Genomic DNA, 21,544 nt, shown 5'->3' on the forward strand with positions numbered 1-21,544 from the left:
GCATTGTAGGCGGCGCAAGCGCGATGGCGGCTGCCATAATCGCGGCGGTGAGTGCCTGGTTCGACAGCCTCGTTGCCTGGATCGGCGCCCATCCCGTGGCCGCCGGCGTGGCCGTATTCCTCATCGCCTTCTGCGACGCCGTGATCATCCTCGGCGCCATCGTGCCCGCGCTGCCGATGCTGTTCGCGATCGGGGTGCTGATCGGGCTGGGCGAGATCTCGGGGCCGTACGCCGTCGCCTGCGCCGCCGCCGGCGCCTTCCTGGGCGACGCCAGCAGCTACTGGATCGGCCATCGCTGGGGACCGCAGCTGCGCGCGACCTGGCCGTTCAGCAAGTATCCGCAGCTGCTCGAGCGGGCCGAACTGCTGTTCCGGCGCAACGAGACCAAGGGCATCTTCATCGCGCGCTACGTCGGCCCGGTGCGCCCCTTCGTGCCGGCGATCGCCGGCATGTCGCGGATGCCGCTGCGGCGCTACCTGCCGGCAAGCCTGATCGCCGCGGTCACCTGGGCCGTGCTGTTCCTCGCCCCGGGCTGGATGTTCGGCGAAGCCTACGAGGCCGTGGCCGCGGTGGCCGACCGCCTGGCCCTGGTGGTCGGGGCGCTGCTGGCCGCCATCGCGCTGGCCTGGGCGCTGGTGCTCTACACCTACCGCTGGTTCGCCAACCATGCCGACGCCCTGCTCGCCCGCGCCCTGCGCTGGACCCGCGACCACCCGCGCCTGGGCCGCTACGGCGCCGCGCTGATTTCCCCCAACCGCCCGGAGTCGGCCTCGCTGGCGCTGCTGGCGGCCTGCCTGCTGGCGATCGGCGTGGCCTGGTTCACCCTGCTGGCGACGATGCTGGCGCGCGGCGGGCCGCTGGCACTCGACCTGCGCATCCACGAGGCGATGTACGCGCTGCGCAACCCGCTCGCCGACCGGCTGATGGCGGCGCTGGCCTCGATCGGCGACCCGGTGGTGCTGGCGCTGCCGATCGCGCTGTCCACGCTGTGGCTGCTGTGGCGGCGGCGCTGGATGGCGGCGGCGCACTGGCTCGCGGCGCTGGCCTTCGGCCTGGTGCTGACCGCGGCGCTGGAGGCGGCGATCGACATGCCGCGTCCGCCGACCGCGCTGAGCGGCTTCGGCTTCCCGGCGGTCGGGCTGACCATGACCACGATCACCTTCGGCTTCTTCGCCGTGCTGATCGCGCGCGAACTGCCGGGGCGCCAGCGCGTCTGGCCCTACCTGGTGTCGGGCGCCGTGGTCGCCATCCTCGGCTTCGCGCGGCTGTACCTGGGCGCGCACTGGCTGACCGACCTGGTCGGCGGCATGCTGCTGGGCGTCGCCTGGCTGCTGGCCCTGGGCATCGCCTACCGCCGCCACGTCGCGCGCTCGTTCTGGATGCGGCCGCTGGCGGCGCTGTTCTACGGGGCGTTCATGGTGGCGGCGCTGTGGCATGCGCCACGCGCCGTGGATCCCCTGCTCGAGCGCTTCGCGCCCACGCCGCCGCCGGCCAACATCGACATCGACACCTGGTGGCAGGATGGCTGGGCGGAGCTGCCCTGGCAGCGCAACGAGCGCGACGCCAGCCGGCGCTGGCCGCTGGACGTCCAGGTGGCAGGGCCGCTGGCGCCGATCGAACGGCACCTGGCATCCCGTGGCTGGACCACCCAGCCGCAGGCCGACTGGCGGGACACCCTGCTGCTGCTCGACGACGACATCTCCGCGCTGCAGCAGAAGGTGCTGCCGGCCACGCTCGGCGCCAGCGCCGAAGCGCTGCTGATGCGCCGAACGCTCGAGGACGGGCGCATCATCGTGCTGCGCCTGTGGCGCGCGCCGCGCCAGCCGCGCGACGGCGGACTGCTGTGGATCGGCACCGCGCAGACGCTGACACACGCGCGGCCGTTCGACCTGTTCGGACTGTGGTCGCCGGAGGCGGATGCCAGCGGCGCGTACGCCCTGCTGCGCGAGGACCTGGCGGGACTGGAGCAGCGCGAGGACCCGCATCCGGCGTCCGGCGAGCCCGTGTTGCGCCTGCGGACGCCGCGCATTCCCGGGACCGCGCGCTAGCCGATCAGCTCGAGCAGTCCGTCGAGGCGCGCATGTGGATCGTCGACGCCGAGCATGGCGGCTCGGCTCTCTTCCGGCATCGGCAGCATCTCGAGCAGGCGCCAGCCGACCCAGACCGCATCCTCGACGCTGCCCTCGGCGCCGGGCGGGCGCCCGACCTGGTCGAAGATGCGCTCGAGGAGCGTGCCCAGCAGCGCGTGCTGCGGGCGCAGGCGCGTCGCCGGCGCGTCCCCGAGCCACTCGACCCCGGCCTCGACCAGGCCGTTTTCGCGCACCGCGCTGCGCAGCACGCGGAAGCGCCGTGCGCCGCGCACGCGCAGGGTGAGCAGGCCGTCGTCATCGGTGCCGAAGTCCTCGATGACCGCTTCGGTGCCGTACTCGGAAGGGACGGCCGGCCCGCCGACCTCCTCGCCCTCCGTGATCAGGCAGATGCCGAAACCACGGCCGCTGCGGCCGCATTCGCCGACCATGTCCAGGTAGCGCGGCTCGAACACGCGCAGGCCCATGACCGCGCCGGGGACCAGCACGGCCTGCAGTGGAAACAGCGGGAGCATCGGGGTCTCTGACATCACCGACAGTCTAACCATCGGGTGTCAAGGCGAGGCGGAGGCGAAGCCACCGTCGGCGGCGGCCCGCGGGCGCCCCACCGGCGCGCGGCGGCTCAGTCGCCGCGCAGCATGGCCAGGAAGCGCCGCGGAGCGCCGTCGAATCCGCCGTTGGACATGAACACCACATGGTCGCCGGCGCGCGCCATCGCGTGCAGGCGTGCCAGCAACGCATCGGCGTCCGGCGCCGCCACGCCTTCGCCACGGAGCGCGCCGACCACGGCGCCGGCATCCCACTCCAGCGCCGGGCGATGCAGGAAGACCACCGCGTCGGCCAGCGCAAGCGACGGCGCGAGCGCCGCGGCATGCGCGCCCAGACGCATCGAATTGCTGCGCGGCTCCATCGCCACCACGATGCGGCCGCTTGCGCCGATCCTGGCGCGCAGGCCTTCCAGCGTGGTCGCGATCGCGGTCGGGTGGTGGGCGAAGTCGTCGTAGACGCTGATGCCGCCCGCCTCGCCCAGCAGTTCCATGCGCCGCTTGACGCTGCGGAAGGCCGACAGCGCCGGCAGGACCGAGGCCACATCCACGCCGACCGCATCGCAGGCGGCGAGCGCGCCCAGCGCGTTCATCACGTTGTGGCGCCCGAGGAGCGGCCAGCGCACCTCGCCCAGCGCCTGCCCCGCCTTCAGCACCTCGAAGGCGCTGCCGTCGTCGGCCAGCAGCCGCGCCTGCCAGTCGAACGGCGCGCCCGGCCCGGCGTCGATGCCGAAGCGCACCACCGGCGTCCAGCAGCCCATGGCCAGCACCTCGGCCAGGTGCGCGTCCTCGCCGTTGACCACCAGCCGGCCGCGGCGCGGCACGGTGCGGATGAAGTGGTGGAACTGGCGCTGGATCGCGGCCAGGTCCGGGAAGATGTCGGCGTGGTCGAACTCGAGGTTGTTGAGTACCGCGACCAGCGGCCGGTAGTGCACGAACTTCGAGCGCTTGTCGAAGAACGCGGTGTCGTACTCGTCGGCCTCGACCACGAACTCGCGGCCCTGGCCGACGCGCGCGGAGACGCCGAAGTCCTCGGCCACGCCGCCGATCAGGAAGCCCGGGCCGCGGCCCGCGGCCTCGAGCAGCCAGGCCAGGATGGTGGTGGTGGTGGTCTTGCCGTGGGTCCCGGCGACCGCGATCGTGTCGCGGCCCGGCAGCACGTTCTCGCGCAGCCATTCCGCGCCCGAGGTCCAGGCCGGGCCATGGTCGAGCACGTGCTCGACCGCGGCGTTGCCGCGCGACAGCGCGTTGCCGATCACCACCTGGTCGCAGCCGGGCGAGATGTGCGCCGGGTCGTAGCCCTGGCGGAGATCGATGCCGAGCCGTTCGAGCTGGGTCGACATCGGCGGATACACCGCCTGGTCGCTGCCCTCGACCGCGTGGCCGAGCTCGCGCGCCAGCGCCGCCACCCCGCCCATGAAGGTGCCGGCGATCCCGAGGATGTGGAGCTTCACTGCCGTTCGAAGGCGGCCAGGATGCGGCCGAAGACCTCGTCGAGGCTGCCGACCCCGTCGACCACCCCGAGCCTGCCGGCCTCGCGGTAGTAGCCGATGACGGGCGCGGTCTGGTCGTCATAGACCTGCAGGCGCTTGCGCACCGACTCCGGGTTGTCGTCGGCGCGGCCTTCGGCCTGCGCGCGCCCCGCCAGGCGGTCGATCAGCAGTTCGTTGTCGACCTCGAGCTGGATCGCCATGTCCATCGGCTGGCCGATGCGCTGCAGCAGGGCGTCGAGCGCCGCCGCCTGGGCCAGGTTGCGCGGATAGCCGTCGAGGATGAAGCCGTTGGCCACGTCCTCGCGCGAGAAGCGGTCCTCGAGCATGCCGAGCAGGATCGCGTCGGAAACCAGTTCGCCGCGCGCCATGACTTCCTTCGCCTGCACGCCGAGCGGGCTGCCCGCCTTGACCTCGGCCCGCAGCAGGTCGCCGGTCGACACGTGCGGCACCTGCAGGTGCTCCTTCAGGCGCGTGGCCTGCGTCCCCTTGCCGGACCCCGGCGCACCAAGCAGTACCAGTCGCATCGAACGCTCCAATTGATCGCAGGACGTGGACCGGGCGGAGCGTAGAATCCCCCGCCTGCGGCCTTCACCGTGCCAGCTTACCCATCGCCCCCCTGCTTCGAAACCCCCAGCTTCGAAACCACTTGCCCGGACCCGAGATGCCCCAAGGTAGCCTGTTCTATGCCCAGTCCGGCGGCGTCACCGCCGTCATCAATGCCACCGCTTCGGCGGTCCTCACCGAGGCCCGGGCGCGCAAGGTCCGCGTACTCGCCGGCCGCAACGGCATCCTCGGCGCGCTGCGCGAGGAGCTGTTCGATACCTCGAAGGAATCGGCCGCCACCGTGCGGGCCCTGGCACACACGCCGGGCGGCGCCTTCGGCTCGTGCCGCTACAAGCTGAAGTCGCTGGAGGAGGACCGTGCGAAGTACGAGCGCCTTCTCGACGTGCTGCGCGCCCACGACGTGCGCTGGTTCCTCTACAACGGCGGCAACGATTCGGCCGACACCGCCAACAAGGTCTCGCAGCTGGCGGCGGAGTTCGACTATCCGCTGACCTGCATCGGCGTGCCCAAGACCGTCGACAACGACTTGGTGGTCACCGACTGCTGCCCGGGCTTCGGCTCCGCGGCCAAGTACACCGCGGTCTCGGTGCGCGAGGCCGCGCTGGACGTCGCCGCCATGGCGGACACCTCGACCAAGGTCTTCGTCTACGAGGCCATGGGCCGCCACGCCGGCTGGCTGGCCGCCGCGGCGGGCCTGGCCGGAGACGGTCCCGACGCCGCGCCGCACCTGATCCTGTTCCCCGAGCGGGCCTACGACGAGGCCGACTTCCTCGCGCGCGTGCAGAAGGTGGTGGATCGCGTGGGCTATTGCGTCGTGGTCGCCAGCGAGGGCATCCGCACCGCGGACGGCCGCTTCGTCGCCGACGCCGGCGGCGGCAAGGACTCCTTCGGCCACACCCAGCTGGGCGGCGTGGCCTCGCACCTTGCCGGACGGGTGAAGGACGCCCTGGGGCTCAAGGTGCACTGGACCCTGCCCGACTACCTGCAGCGCTCGGCCCGCCACATCGCATCGAAGACCGATCTCGACCAGGCGATGGCCGTGGGCAAGGCCGCGGTGCGCTACGCGCTGGAGGGCCGCAACGCGACCATGCCGGCGATCATCCGCACCTCGGACGCGCCCTATCGCTGGAAGATCGAGCCGGCACCGCTCAACCGGATCGCCAACCGCGAAAAGACCATGCCCAAGGGCTTCATCCGCCGCGACGGCTACGGCATCACCGCGGCGGCGCGCGCCTACCTGGAGCCGCTGATCCGCGGCGAGGCGTATCCGCCCTACGGGCGCGACGGCCTGCCGAAGTACGTGGCGCTGAAGAACGTGATGGTGGCGAAGAAGCTGCCGGCCTGGGAGGGCTGAGCCGAAACACCGGGCTCACGACCCACACGCATCCCCTTCCACGCCCATCTCGGCGGCGAACATCGGAATGGCGGCGAGCTTGCCGCCGGCGGCGGCCTGCTTCGATTCCTCGACGTAGATCCGCGACTGGCCCTGGCCGTCGAGCTTCATGGTCTGGTCGACCGGCTTGCGCCAGACCCGGACCACCGCCTGCTGCGAAGGGCAGGCGGCATTCGGCACGCGCAGGAGGTCGTTGAACACCCAGCCAGCGGAAACCGACGGGCGCGCCTTGGCGGCGTCGACGAAGCGCGCGCGCGGCTGGCAGTTCGGGCTGGTGCGCACCACGGCGAAGCGGTAGGGCTTGGCCGCGTCGCCCGTGAAGGCACCCTCGATGCGCGCACAGGCCTCGGGGATCTGGCGCAGCGTGTGGACAACGCCGACGGCCTGTGGCTGCACGGCATCGCGGGTGATTTCGGGCCTGGGATCGGCGGCCATGGCGGGCGCCGCGGCGGCGAGCGCGAGCAGGATCAGGACGGCAGGGCGCATCGCATGGACTCCACGGGTGGGGTGCGGCGCAGGCTGGCACGCCCGGCCTGAATCAGGCCTCCACGCCCTGTCCGCCAGCCCCTTGGACCAGCCGGTCTGATGCGCTGCAGCGCGGCAATACCGGGATGGGGGCCTGTGCCATAGTCGGCCGGTTCCAGCTCCAACGCGACGAGCTCCAACAGATGTTTCCGTCCACACCCTGGGGAGGGTTTCAATGCTCGAGCAACAAGGCTTGTGGCTGGCGCTGGCGTGCGCCGGCCTGGCGATCATCTACGGCATCTTTTCGGCACGCTGGATCCTGGCGCAGCCCGCGGGCAACGCGCGCATGCAGCAAATCGCGGCCGCGATCCAGGAAGGCGCCAGCGCCTACCTGCGGCGGCAGTACACCACCATCGCGATCGTGGGCGTGGTGCTGTTCCTGGTGATCGGCCTGGTGCCGGCGCTGGGCTGGTCCACGGCGATCGGCTTCGCCATCGGCGCGCTGCTGTCGGGACTCGCCGGTTTCATCGGCATGTTCGTCTCGGTGCGCGCCAACGTGCGCACCACGCAAGCGGCCACCGTCGGACTCAACGAGGCGCTGGCGGTCAGCTTCCGCGGCGGTGCGGTCACCGGCCTGCTGGTGGTCGGCCTGGGCCTGCTGGGCGTGGCCGGCTACTTCATGTTCGTCATCGGCGAGGGGCGCGACGCGCTGGCCGTCGAGGCGGCACTGCAGCCGATGATCGGCCTGGCCTTTGGCTCCTCGCTGATCTCGATCTTCGCGCGCCTGGGTGGCGGCATCTTCACCAAGGGCGCCGACGTCGGCGCCGACCTCGTGGGCAAGGTCGAGGCCGGCATCCCCGAGGACGACCCGCGCAACCCGGCGGTGATCGCCGACAACGTCGGCGACAACGTCGGCGACTGCGCCGGCATGGCCGCCGACCTGTTCGAGACGTACGCGGTCACCATCATCGCCTCGATGCTGGTGGCGGGCATCTTCTTCGCCACCTACGGCTGGACCGGCGTGGTCTATCCGCTGGTGCTGGGCGCGGTCTCGATCGTGGCGTCGATCATCGGCACCTTCTTCGTCAAGGCACGCCCGGGCGGCAAGATCATGAACGCGCTGTACCGCGGGCTCACCGTCTCCGGCGTGCTGGCGGCGATCGCGTTCTGGTTCGTCACCGACAGCATGTTCGGCGCCGAGGTCGGCATGCCGCTGTTCTGGTGCGCCATCGTCGGCCTGGTGCTGACCGGGCTGCTGGTGGTGATCACCGAGTACTACACCGCCACCGAATACGCGCCGGTGCAGCAGGTGGCGAAGGCCTCCGAGACCGGCCACGGCACCAACGTGATCGCGGGGCTGGCGGTGTCGATGAAGTCGACCGCGGCGCCGGTGATCGTGGTCGCCGCGGCGATCTGGGCCTGCTATGCGGTGGCTGGCCTGTACGGCCTGGCGATCGCGGCCACGGCGATGCTGTCGATGGCCGGCATGATCGTCGCGCTCGATGCCTATGGCCCGATCACCGACAACGCCGGCGGCATCGCCGAGATGAGCGGGCTGCCGCCGGAGATCCGCGAAACCACCGACGCGCTGGACGCCGTGGGCAATACCACCAAGGCGGTCACCAAGGGCTATGCGATCGGTTCGGCGGGGCTTGCGGCGCTGGTGCTGTTCGCCGATTACGCGCACAAGCTGGAAACCTCGGGCACCGCCGTCAACTTCTCCATCGACAACCCGAACGTGGTGATCGGCCTGCTGATCGGCGGCATGATTCCCTACCTGTTCGGCGCACTGGCGATGCAGGCCGTGGGCCGCGCGGCCGGCGCGGTGGTGGAGGAAGTCCGCCGCCAGTTCCGCGAGATCCCCGGCATCATGGAGGGCACCGGCAAGCCGCAGTACGACCGCGCGGTCGACCTGCTGACGAAGTCGGCGATCAAGGAAATGATCGTGCCCTCGCTGCTGCCGCTGGGGATCCCGGTGATCGTGGGCCTGACGCTGGGCGCGGATGCGCTGGGCGGCCTGCTGATGGGCACGATCGTGACCGGCCTGTTCCTGGCGATCTCGATGTGCACCGGCGGCGGCGCCTGGGACAACGCCAAGAAGTACATCGAGGAAGGCCACCACGGCGGCAAGGGGTCTGAGGCGCACAAGGCCGCGGTCACCGGCGACACCGTGGGCGATCCCTACAAGGACACCGCGGGACCGGCGATCAACCCGCTGATCAAGGTGACCAACATCGTGGCCCTGCTGCTGGTGCCGCTGCTCTAGTCGGCTGGCCGGGGCGTCCGCTGCAGAAGCCCCCCGGGATGTCACGACGAAGGCGGCCGCGAGGCCGCCTTCGTCGTGAGCGGCTGTCGGCACGCGCCGCCCGCCGCGGATGTCAGGACGCGTCGAACGTGCCCGCGTCCAGGTCGAACCACGGCGTGCACAGCCGCTGCTGCGCCTGCGCCATCCCGAACGGTGCGGTCCACACCGCGACCTCGCCGGCGGACTCCGCGGCGTCGAACTGGTTGCCGTCGAACGGCGCCACGCCCAGGCACCAGCGCACCCGTCGCGGGCCTTCCGTGGACGCCAGCGACAGGTCGAACGCGAAGGCGCCGTCCAGGGCCTCGCCAGCGGAGAGGCGCGCAGCCAGGGGAACCGGCGGCACGGTCGGCGTGGGCCGCGGCAATCCGCGCGCCGCGTGCGACAGCACCAAACCGTCCGGCCCGGCGTCGAAGCGCGGCGGCGGCACCTCGCCGGCGACCAGGCGCTTGGTCAGTACGGCATGCCGGTCGCCGCGATCGAACACGGCCAGCTCGGCGGTGCCGGTATTGCGGATGCGGTAGCGGACGGCAAGCGCGCTGCCGTCCGGGTCGAACGCGACTTCGAGGCGCGCGCCGTCGCCCTCGACGGTGGTCCGGGCCACCTGGTCTTCCTCATGCATTGGCGTGGACTCCATTGGCGGCTGCGCGCCGGCAGCATGCGCAGCGAGCAGCGCCGCGGACAAGAGGGTCGGCATCGCGGCGGCGCGCGGGTTCAAACTCATGGGCATGACTCGGCAGCGGACGATCGGGGGACAGGATGGCTGGAACGCGTGGAGCCCGCGGTGAACGCGGGCTCCAGGGACGGCCGGGCAGCCGGGATCAGAGCGCGTAGCTCGGGCGATCCGGAAGACCCAGCTCCTCGCGCAGGCCGTTCTCGGTCAGGTGGTCGGGATTGGTCGTGGTGGCGGGGGTGGCGGGGTTGCCGTCGAAATCGAAGGGAGCCGCGCTGGTCTCCAGGCCGACGGCCTGTCGCTCGGCATTGGGCACCCGGCCCGAATCCGGGCCTTCGCCGCGGTAGGTCCCGGGCTGGAAGCTGCCGTTCACGCCGTTGTAGGCGTGCGACATCTCGTGGTAGAGCACGACCACGGGTGCGGGGAAGGCGTCCATGTGGAAAGACGGGTTGTAGCTGATGTCGACGTTGCCGCCGGCGCCGGCGCGGCCGTTGCGGATGTCGGCGTCGCCGCTGAAGGTCTGGGCGTAACCGTTCTGCTCGTTGGCCAGTTCCTTGATCGTGACCACGTTGCCCTTCACGTCCGCGGCCCGGTCGAACTCGGCCAACATCTGCTGGCCTACGGGGGAGGCGCGCAGGAAGTCGAGCTCGGCCTGGATGCGCTGCACGAAGCCTTCCGAGCCCTCGACCCGGATGCTCTGGCCGGCGCTGGCGTCGATCACCACGTTCACCACCGTCGGCCTGGCGTTGGCCGCCGCGTTCACCAGGTCGCCGACCTCGGCGTAGACGGTGGCCCTGGTGCCGGCATTCTCGACCGTGTCCTTGCCCGCGCCGGCGTAGACGCGGCTGTCGCCGTTGCCGACCACGATGCGGTCGTTGCCGGTGCCACCGGACAGGATGTCGCTGGTGCCCCCACCCCGGATGAGGTCATCACCGGCACCGGCCTCGATGAAGTTGGTGCCGGAGCCCGCGGTGATCGCGTCGTCGCCGTCGCCGCCGTGGATGATGTTCACCCCCGCGCCGCCGGTGATCGCGTCGTTGCCCGTGTTGCCGAAGACATCGTCGCGGCCCGCGCCGGACGCAATCGTGTCGTTGCCCGCTCCGCCGTCGATGCGGTCGTCGCCGGCACCTGTGGTGATGGTGTCGTCGCCGTCGCCGCCCTCGACCACGATGTTCACCTTCACGTTCGCGGCCACTTCGATCACGTCGTCGCCCGCACCCGCGCGCAGGGTGAGCTCCTGGCCCTCGCCCAGCCTGACCTCGTAGCTTTCCCCGTTGACGTTGACATCGAGCGTGCCATCGTCGCGCTGTCGGACACCGATGACGTCGTCGCGCGCACCCGTGGTGAGCACCAGCTGGTCGCTGCTGACGTAGCTGCCGTCGGCAACGGTGCGCTCGCGGGCGATCTCCACACCGGTGCCGGAGAACAGCGGATCGACGACGATCGGCTTGCCATCGGGGGTGCTGCGCTGGCTGCGTTGGCCGGCGTTCTCCGCGGACCCATCGATCCTGCGGCCTTCGCTCGCGTCGTCCTGCCGGCCGATGACGTCGTCGACGCCGCCCGCGGCGGTGGCCGACGGCGCGGAGGCATCGCTGCCGAGCCCGTCCGGTCCGTGGTTGCGGCCCGGCGCCTCGGGGTTGTTCCAGTAGCCGGCGCGCTCCAGCTGGGCGGCGGCGCTGGCGCCGGGGTCGAAGCTTGCGGACTGGATGGTCATGGGGCCGGACTCGCTGTGGATACGGTGGCGTACTGTTTAAGCCGCCGTTCCCGCGTCACCAAGCTGGGGCGTACCCCACCTCGGGTGCGCCCCTGGCCATTCATCGGCCGGCCGCCGGCCTTTGGTGCGTCGCAGCAGCGGGGCGTAGAATGCGCGGTTTCCCCAGCGGCACCGATCACCGGCGCCGCCTTCCCACCACTGGAGCACCCATGGGCCTGGACCATGTGAAGACCGGCAAGAACCCGCCGGACGAGATCAACGTCATCATCGAGATCCCCAAGGACGCCGAACCCGTCAAGTACGAGGTCGACAAGGAGTCCGGGGCGATCTTCGTCGATCGCGTGCTGTCCACGCCCATGCGCTACCCCTGCAACTACGGCTACGTGCCGGAGACCGTCTGCGGCGATGGCGATCCGGCCGACGTGATGGTGATCCTGCCGCTGCCCCTGGTGCCGGGCTCGGTGATCCGCTGCCGCCCGGTCGGCGTGCTGAAGATGACCGACGAGGCCGGCAGCGACGAGAAGCTGCTGGCGGTTCCGGAGCCGAAGGTGTTCGCCGGCTATGCGCACATCACCGACATCGGCCAGGTGTCGGGCCACTGGCTGGAGCGCATCGGCCACTTCTTCGAGCACTACAAGGATCTCGAGAAGGGCAAGTGGGTCAAGCTGGAAGGCTGGGGCGACGCCGCCGAAGCCAAGGCCCTGCTGCTCGAGGCGATCGAGCGCTACAAGGCCGGCGGCTGATTCTCCGCGGGCGCGCCGGGCTCACGCCCCGCGCGCCTCCGCTTGCGGGCGCGCCGGCCGCTGCGCTGGCGCACGATGCTCAACGCGATCAACCGCGACACCACCGCGGCGATATAGCCGACGCCCGCGAACTGCTCCAGCATCACCAGCACGCGCGCATACGGCGCCAGCGGCACCACGTCGCCGTTGCCGGTGCCCGAAAGAGTGGAGAAGCTGAGGGACAGCAGCTCGAGCCAGCGTCGCGGGCGCTCCGGCTCGACCATGCCGGCGAAGCTGCCCGGGTCCAGCGCCTGGCAGACCAGGAAGGCGTAGGCGAAGCCCCAGGCCAGCAGGGTGAACGCCGCGGCCGCCGCGAACAGCTCGTCCACGGTCACCGTGTGGTCCTCGAGCATGTACACGATCAGCGCGCCGGCGGCATAGAAGTACAGCAGCGATTCGAGCACCGCTGACAGCACGACCAGCGCCGGCATCCCGAGTGCAATGGCCGCAACGGCCAGCAGCATTGCCGGCACGGCCAGGGCCCAGGCGACCCCGTTCGCCGCATGGCTGCGCGACACCACCCACACCGCCAGCGGCACGGCCACAAGCGTGAAGGCGCTGAACAGCACGCGGCTGTCCTGCCCGTCGACCAGCGGGTAAACCAGCAGGCTGGCGAGCTGCACCGCCAGCAGCAGGGCCGACGGATGCCGGGCCGCGATCGCCGGCCAGTGCAGTGGAGTGCGGAGCAGGCCCACGCCTCAGGTGGTCAGTAGGACGTCCCGCCGGCGCGGTGGGGATACTGGGCGAAGATGTCGCGGAAGGTGGCATCGATCGCGGCGTCGCGGGCGGCCGCATCCTGGTTGCGCTTGACCCGGCCAACCGCGATGCCTTCCCACACCAGGGCGTTGCGCTTTGCGTCCACGAGGTCGACGTTCATGGTGCCCTCGGTGTAGCGATGCACCGTGGTGCGGTCGTGCCAGAACGGCACCGCGACGTAGCCCCGATAGCGATAGCTGTAGTAGTAGGCGTAGTCGACGTCGGGAATCGTGCTGACGTCGGTGCGCTGCTGCATGTAGGCATTGATGTTGAGCCACAGGTCGGGGTCGGTTTCGCTGTAGCGATAGCCGCGCGCCTCCATCTCGGCTCGCGCGGCGGCCTTCATCCGGCCACTGACCAGGCTCGCGTAGCCTTCGCGCTCGATCGCCAGAGGCGAATAGAAGGCGAAGGTGCGATACGCGCTGAAGTCCGCGCGCGGATCGGAGTCCGAGCTGATGCGCGGGCCGGTGGCGCAGGCCGCGAGCAACGCCAGCAGCAGCGCGGCCAGCAGCCAGCGGAATGGGTGGGGAACACGTGCCATGGCGGATCTCCCTGGTCCTGGTTTGGCGGGACGCTAGCACGCGCCCGCGCGGCAACGCGTGATCCCGACGGGGCCGGCAGACCCGCCCCGTCGACTGTTTTCTTCCGTTCAGCCTGGTCGGTAGAGCTCCGCGCCTTCGGCGCGGAACTGGGCGGCCTTTTCGGTCATGCCTGCCTCCACCGCCGCGATCCTGGCCTCCTCCTGGCCGGCGGCATAGTCGCGCACGTCCTGGGTGATCTTCATGCTGCAGAAGTGCGGCCCGCACATCGAACAGAAGTGGGCGAGCTTGTGCGCGTCCTTCGGCAGGGTCTCGTCGTGGAATTCCTTCGCCTTCTCCGGATCCAGGCCGAGGTGGAACTGGTCTTCCCAGCGGAACTCGAAGCGCGCCTTGGACAGTGCGTTGTCCCGCACCTGCGCGCCCGGGTGTCCCTTGGCCAGGTCGGCGGCGTGGGCGGCGATGCGGTAGGCCATGATCCCGTCGCGCACGTCCTGGCGGTTGGGCAGGCCCAGGTGTTCCTTGGGCGTCACGTAGCAGAGCATCGCGCAGCCGTACCAGCCGATCATCGCCGCGCCGATGGCGCTGGTGATGTGGTCGTAGCCCGGCGCGATGTCGGTGGTCAGCGGGCCGAGGGTGTAGAACGGCGCCTCGCCGCATTCGACCAGCTGCTTGTCCATGTTCTCCCTGATCAGCTGCATCGGCACGTGGCCGGGGCCTTCGATCATGGTCTGGACGTCGTGCTTCCAGGCGATCTTCGTCAGTTCACCGAGCGTCTCCAGCTCGCCGAACTGGGCCGCGTCGTTGGCGTCGGCGATGCAGCCCGGGCGCAGGCCGTCGCCAAGCGAGAAGGCGACGTCGTAGGCCTTCATGATCTCGCAGATGTCCTCGAAGTGCTCGTACAGGAAGCTCTCGCGGTGGTCCGCCAGGCACCACTTGGCCATGATCGAGCCGCCGCGGCTGACGATGCCGGTGACGCGCTTCGCGGTGAGCGGGACGTAGCGCAGCAGCACGCCGGCGTGGATGGTGAAGTAGTCGACGCCCTGCTCGGCCTGCTCGACCAGCGTGTCGCGGAAGATCTCCCAGGTCAGCTCCTCGGCGCGGCCGTCGACCTTCTCCAGCGCCTGGTAGATCGGCACGGTGCCGATCGGCACCGGCGAGTTGCGGATGATCCACTCGCGGGTCTCGTGGATGTGCTTGCCGGTGGACAGGTCCATCACGTTGTCCGCGCCCCAGCGGATCGCCCAGACCAGCTTCTCCACCTCCTCGGCGATCCCCGACGACACTGCGCTGTTGCCGATGTTGGCGTTGATCTTGGTGAGGAAGTTGCGGCCGATGATCATCGGCTCGCTCTCGGGGTGGTTGATGTTGCAGGGCAGGATGGCGCGGCCGCGGGCGATCTCGTCGCGGACGAACTCCGGTGTGATGCGCTTCGGGATCGATGCGCCGAACGACTGCCCGGGATGCTGGGAAAACAGTGCAGGAGCGGCCATGGCCGCGATGTCCTCCACGGATCGCAGCTGTAGCTGTTCCAACAGGTCAAGGCGCTGGTTCTCGCGGATGGCGACGTATTCCATCTCCGGCGTGACGATCCCGCGCCGGGCGTAGTGCATCTGGGTGACGTTGGCGCCGGCGTTCGCGCGCCGCGGCTGCGGGCGGGCCGGAAACCGGACCGCATCGAGCTTCGGATCGGCTTCGCGCGCGCGGCCGAACTCGGAACCCAGCTCCGCCAGGGCGTGGGTATCGCCACGCTCCTCGATCCAGCGCGCGCGCAGCGCAGGCAGGCCCGCCGACAGGTCAATGCGCGCGCCGGGGTCGGTATAGGCGCCCGAGGTGTCGTAGACCGGAATCGGCGGATTGTCCTCGCCGCCGAACAGGGTCGGGGTCCTGGTCTGCGCGATCTCGCGCATGGCCACGCGCAGGTCGGGACGCGAGCCTTCGACGAAGACCTTGCGTGAACCCGGGATCGGCCGGGTGACGGAATCGGAAAGCTGCTGCGCCTGCTGCAGCAGCTGGGAGGGCACTGCGTTCATCGGCATCGTCCTGTCGGTGGCTGCGGGACGATCCCGCGTGCCGGACGAAGCGAAGGCGCGGCCGCCGCCACCGGGAACGGTGGCCGCTTGCCGCGAAGCTTCCCTACGGCGGTATCAACCGCATCAGGTTCGAAGGGTCTGTCTCAACCGCGCCCATGGCGCGGTACCCCCGCTTCAGCCGGCATTTGACCACGCGGCATGCGTCCGGGCCAATGCCGGCGTACCGAAGTCGCCAACGGCACCGTGCCGCAGCCTCCCCTGTAGGAGCGGCTACAGCCGCGATCCTCCGACACTTCCGCAATCGCGGCTGTGGCCGCTCCTACAGAGGCGGGCAGCAGGCCCGGTCAGCGCAGGGCGGCGTTGATCCTGTCCAGGGCCGCCGCGCCCGGCGACAGCTCGGCGGCGCCCAGTGCGTTGAGGGGGGTATCGACGGTGCCGATGTGGCCGTGGAGATCGTCGGCGTCCGGATCCACGAACAGCAGGCCCGTCACCACCTCGCCGCGCGCATTCCCCTGGTGGATCAGATTGAGGGCGGCGATCCGGTCGCGCGGGTCGTAGCCGGCATCGAGCTTGTGCAGGCGCAGCGTGCGGCCGTCGTGCTGGGAGATATCGATGGTGGTGCCGGCCTCCTGCTCCACCTCGATCGCCGTCCGCGACGGCATCACGTCCAGGCGGTTGACGGCCTCGTTGTGCTCGCGCACGTAGTCGTAGCTCTTGGTGCTGCCCGCGTGGTTGTTGAACGCCACGCAAGGACTGATCACATCAAGGAAGGCGGCGCCGCGATGCGACAGCGCGCCCTTGATCAGCGGCACCAGCTGCTGCTTGTCGCCCGAGAACCCGCGGCCGACGTAGCTGGCGCCCAGCTGCAGCGCCATCGTCACCAGGTCGATCGGGCTGTCGGCATTGGCGACGCCGCGCTTGGACACCGAACCCTGGTCGGCGGTGGCCGAGAACTGGCCCTTGGTCAGCCCGTACACACCGTTGTTCTCGACGATGTAGGTCATGTCGACGCCGCGCCGGATCGCATGCACGAACTGGCCGATGCCGATCGAGGCCGAGTCGCCGTCGCCGGACACGCCGAGGTAGGTGAGCGTGCGGTTGGCGAGGTTGGCACCGGTCAGCACCGAGGGCATGCGCCCGTGCACGGTGTTGAAGCCGTGCGACTGGCCGAGGAAGTAGTCGGGGGTCTTGGAGCTGCAGCCGATGCCAGACAGCTTGGCGATGCGGTGCGGCTGGATGTCGAGCTCCCAGCAGGCCTGGATGATCGCCGCCGAGATCGAGTCGTGGCCGCAGCCCGCGCACAGCGTGCTGATCTTGCCCTCGTAGTCGCGGCGGGTGAAGCCGATGGCGTTGCAGGGCAGCGTCGGGTGGTGGAGTTTCGGTTTGGCGAGCCAGGTCATGCCACCTTCTCCTGCGTCGCGTGCCTGCGCATGTGGGCCTCGATGGCGCCGGTGATGAAGCGCGCGGTGATGGGGGTGCCGTCGTAGTGCAGCACCGCGACCAGGCGCGCGGGATCGGTGCCGAAGGCGTCGATCAGCAGCAGGCGCAGCTGCGCGTCGCGGTTCTGCTCGACCACGAACACCTGCGCGTGGGTGTCGATGAAGTTCCGCACCGTGTCCGGGAAGGGATAGGCGCGCACCCGCAGCGTATCCAGCGCGACGCCGGCATCGCGCAGCTGTTCCATGGCCTCGTCCATCGCCGGGCTGGTGGATCCGTAGAAGATCGCGCCGTAGCGGGCGGGCACGTCGGACTGCACCAGTACCGGCTGCGGCACCAGCGTCTTCGCGGTGTCGAACTTCTGCAGCAGGCGCTGCATGTTGTAGACGTAGTCCGGGCCACGTTCGGAGTACTGCGCCTGCGGGTTGCGCGAGGTGCCGCGGGTGAAATACGCGCCCTTGTCGGGATGCGTGCCCGGCCAGGTCCGCCACGGGATGCCGTCGCCGTCGACGTCCTTGTAGCGCGCGAACTCGCGGCCGGAGTCCAGCTGCTCGGCGGTCATCACCTTGCCGCGGTCATGCACGCGCGCGTCGTCCCACGCGAACGGCGCGCACAGGCGCTGGTTCATGCCGATGTCGAGGTCGCTCATCACGAACACCGGCGTCTGCAGCCGGTCGGCCAGGTCCAGCGCCGCGGCGGCGAAGTCGAAGCACTCGCGCGGGTCCTCGGGGAACAGCAGCACGTGCCTGGTGTCGCCGTGCGAGGCATGGGCGCAGGCCAGCACGTCGGACTGCTGGGTGCGCGTGGGCATGCCGGTGGACGGCCCGCCGCGCTGCACGTTGAGGATCGTCACCGGGATCTCGGCGAAATAGGCCAGGCCGATGAATTCGTTCATCAGCGACACGCCTGGCCCGGACGTCGTGGTGAATGCGCGCGCGCCGTTCCAGCCGGCGCCGACCACCATGCCGATCGAAGCGATCTCGTCCTCGGCCTGGATCATCGCGTAGCGCGCACGGCCCTCGGCGTCGACGCGGTATTTCTGGCAGTACTTCTGGAAGCCCTCGGCCAGCGACGACGAGGGCGTGATCGGATACCAGGCGCAAACCGTCGCGCCGCCGTACACGCAGCCCAGCGCCGCGGCGTCGTTGCCATCGACGAAGATGCGGTCGCCGACCGCGTCCGCCGGCTGCACGCGCAGGCCGATGGGATGCGGCAGGTGCGCGCGCACCCAGTCGCGGCCCAGGTGCAGCGCCTCGATGTTCGGCGCCAGAAGCTTCGGCTTGCTGCGGTACTGCTCGCCGATCAGCGCCTCGATGACCGACGTGTCGATGTCCAGCAGCGCCGACAGCGCGCCGACGTACATGATGTTCTTGAACAGCTGGCGCTGGCGCGGATCGCTGTAGTGCGTGTTGCAGATTTCCGTCAGCGGCACGCCGATCGCGGTGATGTCCTCGCGGAAACGCGACCGCGGCAGCGGCTTGCTGCTGTCGTGGAACAGGTAGCCGCCGGGCTCGATCTCGGCGATGTCGGCGTCCCAGGTCTGCGGGTTCATCGCCACCATCATGTCGACGCCGCCGCGCCGGCCCAGCCAGCCGCGCTCGCTGACCCGGACCTCGTACCAGGTCGGCAGCCCCTGGATGTTGGAGGGAAAGATATTGCGCGGGCCGACCGGCACGCCCATGCGCAGGATCGCCTTGGCGAACAGCTCGTTGGCCGAAGCCGAGCCGGACCCGTTGACGTTGGCGAACTTGACCACGAAGTCGTTGACCGCCCGCAGCGGCGCGTGCGCCGGCGTCATGCCAAGGCCTCCGTCTTCAGCGCGGCGCGGTCGCCGCCGGCGTGCGTTTCGCGCAGCAGGAACTGCTGCATGTCCCAGGCGCCGGTCGGGCAGCGCTCGGCGCACAGGCCGCAGTGCAGGCAGACGTCCTCGTCCTTGACCATCACCCGCGACGTCTTCAGCGGCCCCGACACGTACAGCGGCTGGTCGAGGTTGAGCGCCGGCGCGGTCAGCCGCGTGCGCAGCTCCTCTTCTTCGCCGTTGATGGTGAAGGTGATGCAGTCGGTCGGGCAGATGTCGACGCAGGCATCGCACTCGATGCACTTGTCATCGGTGAAGACCGTCTGCACGTCGCAGTTGAGGCAGCGCTGGGTCTCCTTCCACGCGGTCGCGGCGTCGAAACCGAGCTCGACTTCGATGTGCATGCTGTCGAGCTTCTTCGCCGCCTCCGACCACGGCACCGCGAAGCGCTCGTCGGGCGAGACCGCGTTGTCGTAGCTCCACTCGTGGATGCCCATCTTCTGCGACGCCAGGGTGACGCCCGGCGCGGGCCGCTCGCGCGGATCCCCGCCCTCAAGCAGGCGGTCGATCGAGATCGCCGCGGCGTGGCCGTGCGCCACCGCCCAGATGATGTTCTTCGGGCCGAAGGCCGCGTCGCCGCCGAACAGCACCTGCGGCAGCGACGACTGGTGGGTGACTGTATCGACCACCGGCATGCCCCACTCGTCGAAGTCGATGCCGAGATCGCGCTCGATCCACGGAAACGCGTTCTCCTGCCCGACGGCGATCAGCACCTCGTCGCAGGGAATCACTTCATCCGGCTCGCCGGTGGGCACCAGCCGCCGGCGGCCGCGCTCGTCGTACTCCGCGCGCACGCGCTCGAAGCGCATGCCGGTCAGCCGCCCGCTGGCGTGTTCGAAGGCCTTGGGCACGCGGTAGTCGAGGATCGGGATGCCCTCGTGCATCGCATCTTCCTTTTCCCAGGGACTGGCCTTCATTTCGTCGAAGCCCGAACGCACCACCACCGTCACCTCGTCCCCGCCCAGACGCCGCGCCGAGCGGCAGCAGTCCATCGCGGTGTTGCCGCCGCCCAGCACCAGCACGCGGCGGCCGACCCGGGTGACGTGGCCGAAGTAGACGTTGGCCAGCCAGTCGAGGCCGACGCGGATGCTGTCGGCACACTCCTTCCGCCCCGGCAGGTCCAGGTCGCGCCCGCGCGGCGCGCCGCTGCCGACGAAGATCACGTCGTAACCCTGCCTAAGCAGGTCGCGCATCGAGTCGATGCGCCGGCCACCGACGAATTCCACGCCCATGTCGAGGATGTAACCCGTCTCCTCGTCGATCACCTCTTCCGGCAGGCGGAACCGCGGCACCTGGGTGCGCATGAAGCCGCCCGCCTTCGGGTCCGCCTCGAACACCGTGATGTCGTAGCCCAGCGGCGCGAGATCACGGGCCACCGTGAGTGAAGAGGGCCCGGCGCCGACGCAGGCGATGCGGCGGCCGTTGCGCTGGACCGCGGGCCGGGGCATGCGCCCGCTGACATCACCCTTGTGGTCGGCGGCAACGCGCTTCAGGCGGCAGATCGCCACCGGCTGCGGCTTGTCGCGCATCGACGGCGGACCGTTGTTCTCTTCGACCCGCCCGCGGCGGCAGGCGGGCTCGCAGGGACGGTCGCAGGTGCGGCCGAGGATCCCCGGGAACACGTTGCTCACCCAGTTGACCATGTACGCGTCGGCGAACCGGCCGGCGGCGATCAGGCGGATGTACTCGGGAACCGGCGTGTGCGCGGGACAGGCCCACTGGCAGTCGACGACCTTGTGGAAGGTGTCGGGATCGCGGATATCGGTCGGCTTCACTGCGCCCCCCGTGGCTGGCGGCCGGACGCCCCGGCCGTCGCAAGCGGCCCCAGTCTAGGCGCAAGCGCCGGCGCTGCTTGCGGCGGCGCAGCAACGCCATGGGCGGCGTGGCAATGCCGCGCAGGGCGTCGCTGCACCGACGGCTGCCGGGGAGCACGCCGGATGTGACAATCAGCGCATGACCCTGCACCCGACACAGGCCCGCGCGTTCGCCCCCGCCAGCGTGGGCAACATCGGCGTCGGCTTCGACCTGCTCGGCCACGCGATCGACGGGCCGCGCGACATCGCCACCGTCCGGCTGATCCAGCAACCCCTGGTGCGCGTGGACGCCGTGCGCGGCAGGGTCCGCGGCATCGAAGACATTCCCCTGGAAGCGGCCGCGAACACCGCCGGTCGCGCGCTCATGGCGCTGCGCGAGGCCCTCGGACTCGCCCATGGCTTCGCGATCGAACTCGACAAGGGCATTCCGCTGGGCTCGGGCCTGGGCGGCTCGGCGGCGTCCTGCGTCGCGGCCCTGGTGGCGGCCAACGCCCTGCTCGACGCGCCCCTGTCGCGCGAGGCGCTCTATCCCTTCGCCCTCGAAGGCGAATGGGCCTCGACCCACAGCCGCCAGGGCGACAACGTCGGGCCGATGCTGGTCGGGGGCGTCGCACTGGCCACGCAGACACGGCTGCTGCGACTGGACGTCCCCGAGTGGCTGCATTGCGTGGCCGTGCAGCCCGACCTGGTGCTCGAGACGCGCCGCGCGCGTGCCGTCCTGTCCGAACCCTATCCACTGCCGCAGGTCGTGGCGCATTCCGCACACCTGGCAGTGTTCCTCACCGGCCTTGCGCGCGCCGACGCCGCACTGATCGCCGAAGGCCTGCGCGACATCCTGGTCGAACCCCGGCGCGCACCGCTCATCCCCGGCTTCGCCGCCGTGAAGCAGGCCGCCATGGACCACCGTGCACTCGGCGCCAGCATCTCCGGCGGCGGCCCGACCTGCTTCGCCTGGTTCGAATCCCGCGCCGAAGCCGAGGCCGCGGCGCCGGCCATGGTTGCCGGCTTCAACCAGGCCGGCTGCGCGGCGCAGGCCCATGTGTCACCCGTGGCCGGCCCGCGGGCGGAGCTGCTTGGGGCGGATTGAAGCCG

General features: G+C 70.5%; 17 protein-coding genes and 1 riboswitch. Of the genes, 5 read left to right on the forward strand and 12 right to left on the reverse strand.

Annotated elements, in window-relative coordinates:
- The first annotated feature begins 23 nt into the window (after nt 1-23).
- Nucleotides 24-2,048, forward strand: coding sequence for a bifunctional DedA family/phosphatase PAP2 family protein (locus JGR68_RS12075; protein ID WP_199362285.1), 2,025 nt, complete (start codon nt 24-26; stop codon nt 2,046-2,048).
- Here the strand turns inward: JGR68_RS12075 and JGR68_RS12080 are convergent.
- The 3 genes from JGR68_RS12080 to JGR68_RS12090 form a co-directional block, all read right to left on the reverse strand.
- Complete coding sequence (locus JGR68_RS12080) at nt 2,045-2,617, reverse strand: LON peptidase substrate-binding domain-containing protein (protein ID WP_234446511.1); 573 nt, start codon at nt 2,615-2,617, stop codon at nt 2,045-2,047. The genes JGR68_RS12075 and JGR68_RS12080 overlap by 4 nt on opposite strands.
- A gap of 92 nt (nt 2,618-2,709) precedes the next feature.
- Nucleotides 2,710-4,086 carry a UDP-N-acetylmuramate:L-alanyl-gamma-D-glutamyl-meso-diaminopimelate ligase gene (gene mpl, locus JGR68_RS12085; RefSeq protein ID WP_255531852.1) on the reverse strand — a complete coding sequence of 459 codons (1,377 nt, stop codon included), beginning with the start codon at nt 4,084-4,086 and terminating at the stop codon, nt 2,710-2,712.
- Nucleotides 4,083-4,649: an adenylate kinase gene (locus tag JGR68_RS12090; RefSeq protein ID WP_199362287.1), complete on the reverse strand. Its 567-nt coding sequence runs from the start codon at nt 4,647-4,649 to the stop codon at nt 4,083-4,085. Before JGR68_RS12090 ends, mpl begins: the two co-directional genes overlap by 4 nt.
- Before the next feature lie 137 nt (nt 4,650-4,786).
- Between JGR68_RS12090 and JGR68_RS12095 the strand changes: the two genes are divergently transcribed.
- Complete coding sequence (locus JGR68_RS12095) at nt 4,787-6,043, forward strand: 6-phosphofructokinase (RefSeq protein ID WP_199362288.1); 1,257 nt, start codon at nt 4,787-4,789, stop codon at nt 6,041-6,043.
- 15 nt (nt 6,044-6,058) lie between these two features.
- Here JGR68_RS12095 and JGR68_RS12100 read toward each other — a convergent pair whose 3' ends face one another.
- Nucleotides 6,059-6,568 carry a hypothetical protein gene (locus tag JGR68_RS12100; protein ID WP_199362289.1) on the reverse strand — a complete coding sequence of 170 codons (510 nt, stop codon included), beginning with the start codon at nt 6,566-6,568 and terminating at the stop codon, nt 6,059-6,061.
- Between the two features lie 214 nt (nt 6,569-6,782).
- On the opposite strand from JGR68_RS12100, the gene JGR68_RS12105 reads away from it, so the two are divergent.
- The gene (locus JGR68_RS12105) at nt 6,783-8,813 is read left to right on the forward strand and encodes a sodium-translocating pyrophosphatase (protein WP_199362290.1); all 2,031 of its coding nucleotides are present in this window, start codon (nt 6,783-6,785) and stop codon (nt 8,811-8,813) included.
- Nucleotides 8,814-8,925: 112 nt separating this feature from the next.
- Here the strand turns inward: JGR68_RS12105 and JGR68_RS12110 are convergent, their stop codons facing one another.
- A complete protein-coding gene (locus JGR68_RS12110) occupies nt 8,926-9,471 on the reverse strand; it encodes a hypothetical protein (protein WP_200672692.1) in 546 nt (181 codons plus the stop codon).
- A gap of 199 nt (nt 9,472-9,670) precedes the next feature.
- Nucleotides 9,671-11,236: a M91 family zinc metallopeptidase gene (locus tag JGR68_RS12115; RefSeq protein WP_199362292.1), complete on the reverse strand. Its 1,566-nt coding sequence runs from the start codon at nt 11,234-11,236 to the stop codon at nt 9,671-9,673.
- 209 nt (nt 11,237-11,445) lie between these two features.
- On the opposite strand from JGR68_RS12115, the gene ppa reads away from it, so the two are divergent.
- Nucleotides 11,446-11,979 carry an inorganic diphosphatase gene (gene ppa, locus JGR68_RS12120; RefSeq protein WP_199362293.1) on the forward strand — a complete coding sequence of 178 codons (534 nt, stop codon included), beginning with the start codon at nt 11,446-11,448 and terminating at the stop codon, nt 11,977-11,979.
- Here ppa and JGR68_RS12125 read toward each other — a convergent pair.
- The 6 genes from JGR68_RS12125 to JGR68_RS12150 form a co-directional block, all read right to left on the reverse strand.
- A complete protein-coding gene (locus JGR68_RS12125) occupies nt 11,961-12,707 on the reverse strand; it encodes an ion channel (RefSeq protein ID WP_234446654.1) in 747 nt (248 codons plus the stop codon). The two genes, ppa and JGR68_RS12125, sit on opposite strands and share 19 nt — an antisense overlap.
- Before the next feature lie 17 nt (nt 12,708-12,724).
- Nucleotides 12,725-13,315: a DUF4136 domain-containing protein gene (locus JGR68_RS12130; protein ID WP_199362294.1), complete on the reverse strand. Its 591-nt coding sequence runs from the start codon at nt 13,313-13,315 to the stop codon at nt 12,725-12,727.
- A gap of 108 nt (nt 13,316-13,423) precedes the next feature.
- Nucleotides 13,424-15,343, reverse strand: coding sequence for a phosphomethylpyrimidine synthase ThiC (thiC, locus tag JGR68_RS12135; protein WP_199362295.1), 1,920 nt, complete (start codon nt 15,341-15,343; stop codon nt 13,424-13,426).
- An 82-nt stretch (nt 15,344-15,425) separates the two neighbouring features.
- A riboswitch (TPP riboswitch) is annotated at nt 15,426-15,524 on the reverse strand.
- Nucleotides 15,525-15,687: 163 nt separating this feature from the next.
- Nucleotides 15,688-16,743 (reverse strand): 2-oxoacid:ferredoxin oxidoreductase subunit beta, encoded by a 1,056-nt coding sequence (locus JGR68_RS12140; RefSeq protein ID WP_199362296.1) that lies wholly within the window; start codon nt 16,741-16,743, stop codon nt 15,688-15,690.
- Nucleotides 16,740-18,578, reverse strand: coding sequence for a 2-oxoacid:acceptor oxidoreductase subunit alpha (locus JGR68_RS12145; protein WP_199362297.1), 1,839 nt, complete (start codon nt 18,576-18,578; stop codon nt 16,740-16,742). Before JGR68_RS12145 ends, JGR68_RS12140 begins: the two co-directional genes overlap by 4 nt.
- Nucleotides 18,575-20,413 (reverse strand): FAD-dependent oxidoreductase, encoded by a 1,839-nt coding sequence (locus JGR68_RS12150; protein WP_199362298.1) that lies wholly within the window; start codon nt 20,411-20,413, stop codon nt 18,575-18,577. Before JGR68_RS12150 ends, JGR68_RS12145 begins: the two co-directional genes overlap by 4 nt.
- A 178-nt stretch (nt 20,414-20,591) precedes the next feature.
- On the opposite strand from JGR68_RS12150, the gene JGR68_RS12155 reads away from it, so the two are divergent.
- A complete protein-coding gene (locus JGR68_RS12155; protein ID WP_199362299.1) occupies nt 20,592-21,539 on the forward strand; it encodes a homoserine kinase in 948 nt (315 codons plus the stop codon).
- The last annotated feature ends 5 nt before the right edge of the window (nt 21,540-21,544 follow it).

This window comes from Luteimonas sp. MC1750 (assembly GCF_016615955.1).
Lineage (GTDB): Bacteria > Pseudomonadota > Gammaproteobacteria > Xanthomonadales > Xanthomonadaceae > Luteimonas.

Coding starts and splice junctions, on each gene's coding strand:
- ppa (WP_199362293.1), top strand. CDS start 11,446: ATGGGCCTGGACCATGTGAAGACCGGCAAGAACCCGCCGGACGAGATC.
- JGR68_RS12105 (WP_199362290.1), top strand. CDS start 6,783: ATGCTCGAGCAACAAGGCTTGTGGCTGGCGCTGGCGTGCGCCGGCCTG.
- JGR68_RS12090 (WP_199362287.1), bottom strand. CDS start 4,649: ATGCGACTGGTACTGCTTGGTGCGCCGGGGTCCGGCAAGGGGACGCAG.
- JGR68_RS12080 (WP_234446511.1), bottom strand. CDS start 2,617: ATGTCAGAGACCCCGATGCTCCCGCTGTTTCCACTGCAGGCCGTGCTG.
- JGR68_RS12110 (WP_200672692.1), bottom strand. CDS start 9,471: ATGCATGAGGAAGACCAGGTGGCCCGGACCACCGTCGAGGGCGACGGC.
- JGR68_RS12130 (WP_199362294.1), bottom strand. CDS start 13,315: ATGGCACGTGTTCCCCACCCATTCCGCTGGCTGCTGGCCGCGCTGCTG.
- thiC (WP_199362295.1), bottom strand. CDS start 15,343: ATGAACGCAGTGCCCTCCCAGCTGCTGCAGCAGGCGCAGCAGCTTTCC.
- JGR68_RS12115 (WP_199362292.1), bottom strand. CDS start 11,236: ATGACCATCCAGTCCGCAAGCTTCGACCCCGGCGCCAGCGCCGCCGCC.
- JGR68_RS12100 (WP_199362289.1), bottom strand. CDS start 6,568: ATGCGCCCTGCCGTCCTGATCCTGCTCGCGCTCGCCGCCGCGGCGCCC.
- JGR68_RS12095 (WP_199362288.1), top strand. CDS start 4,787: ATGCCCCAAGGTAGCCTGTTCTATGCCCAGTCCGGCGGCGTCACCGCC.
- JGR68_RS12145 (WP_199362297.1), bottom strand. CDS start 18,578: ATGACGCCGGCGCACGCGCCGCTGCGGGCGGTCAACGACTTCGTGGTC.
- JGR68_RS12155 (WP_199362299.1), top strand. CDS start 20,592: ATGACCCTGCACCCGACACAGGCCCGCGCGTTCGCCCCCGCCAGCGTG.
- JGR68_RS12075 (WP_199362285.1), top strand. CDS start 24: ATGGCGGCTGCCATAATCGCGGCGGTGAGTGCCTGGTTCGACAGCCTC.
- JGR68_RS12140 (WP_199362296.1), bottom strand. CDS start 16,743: ATGACCTGGCTCGCCAAACCGAAACTCCACCACCCGACGCTGCCCTGC.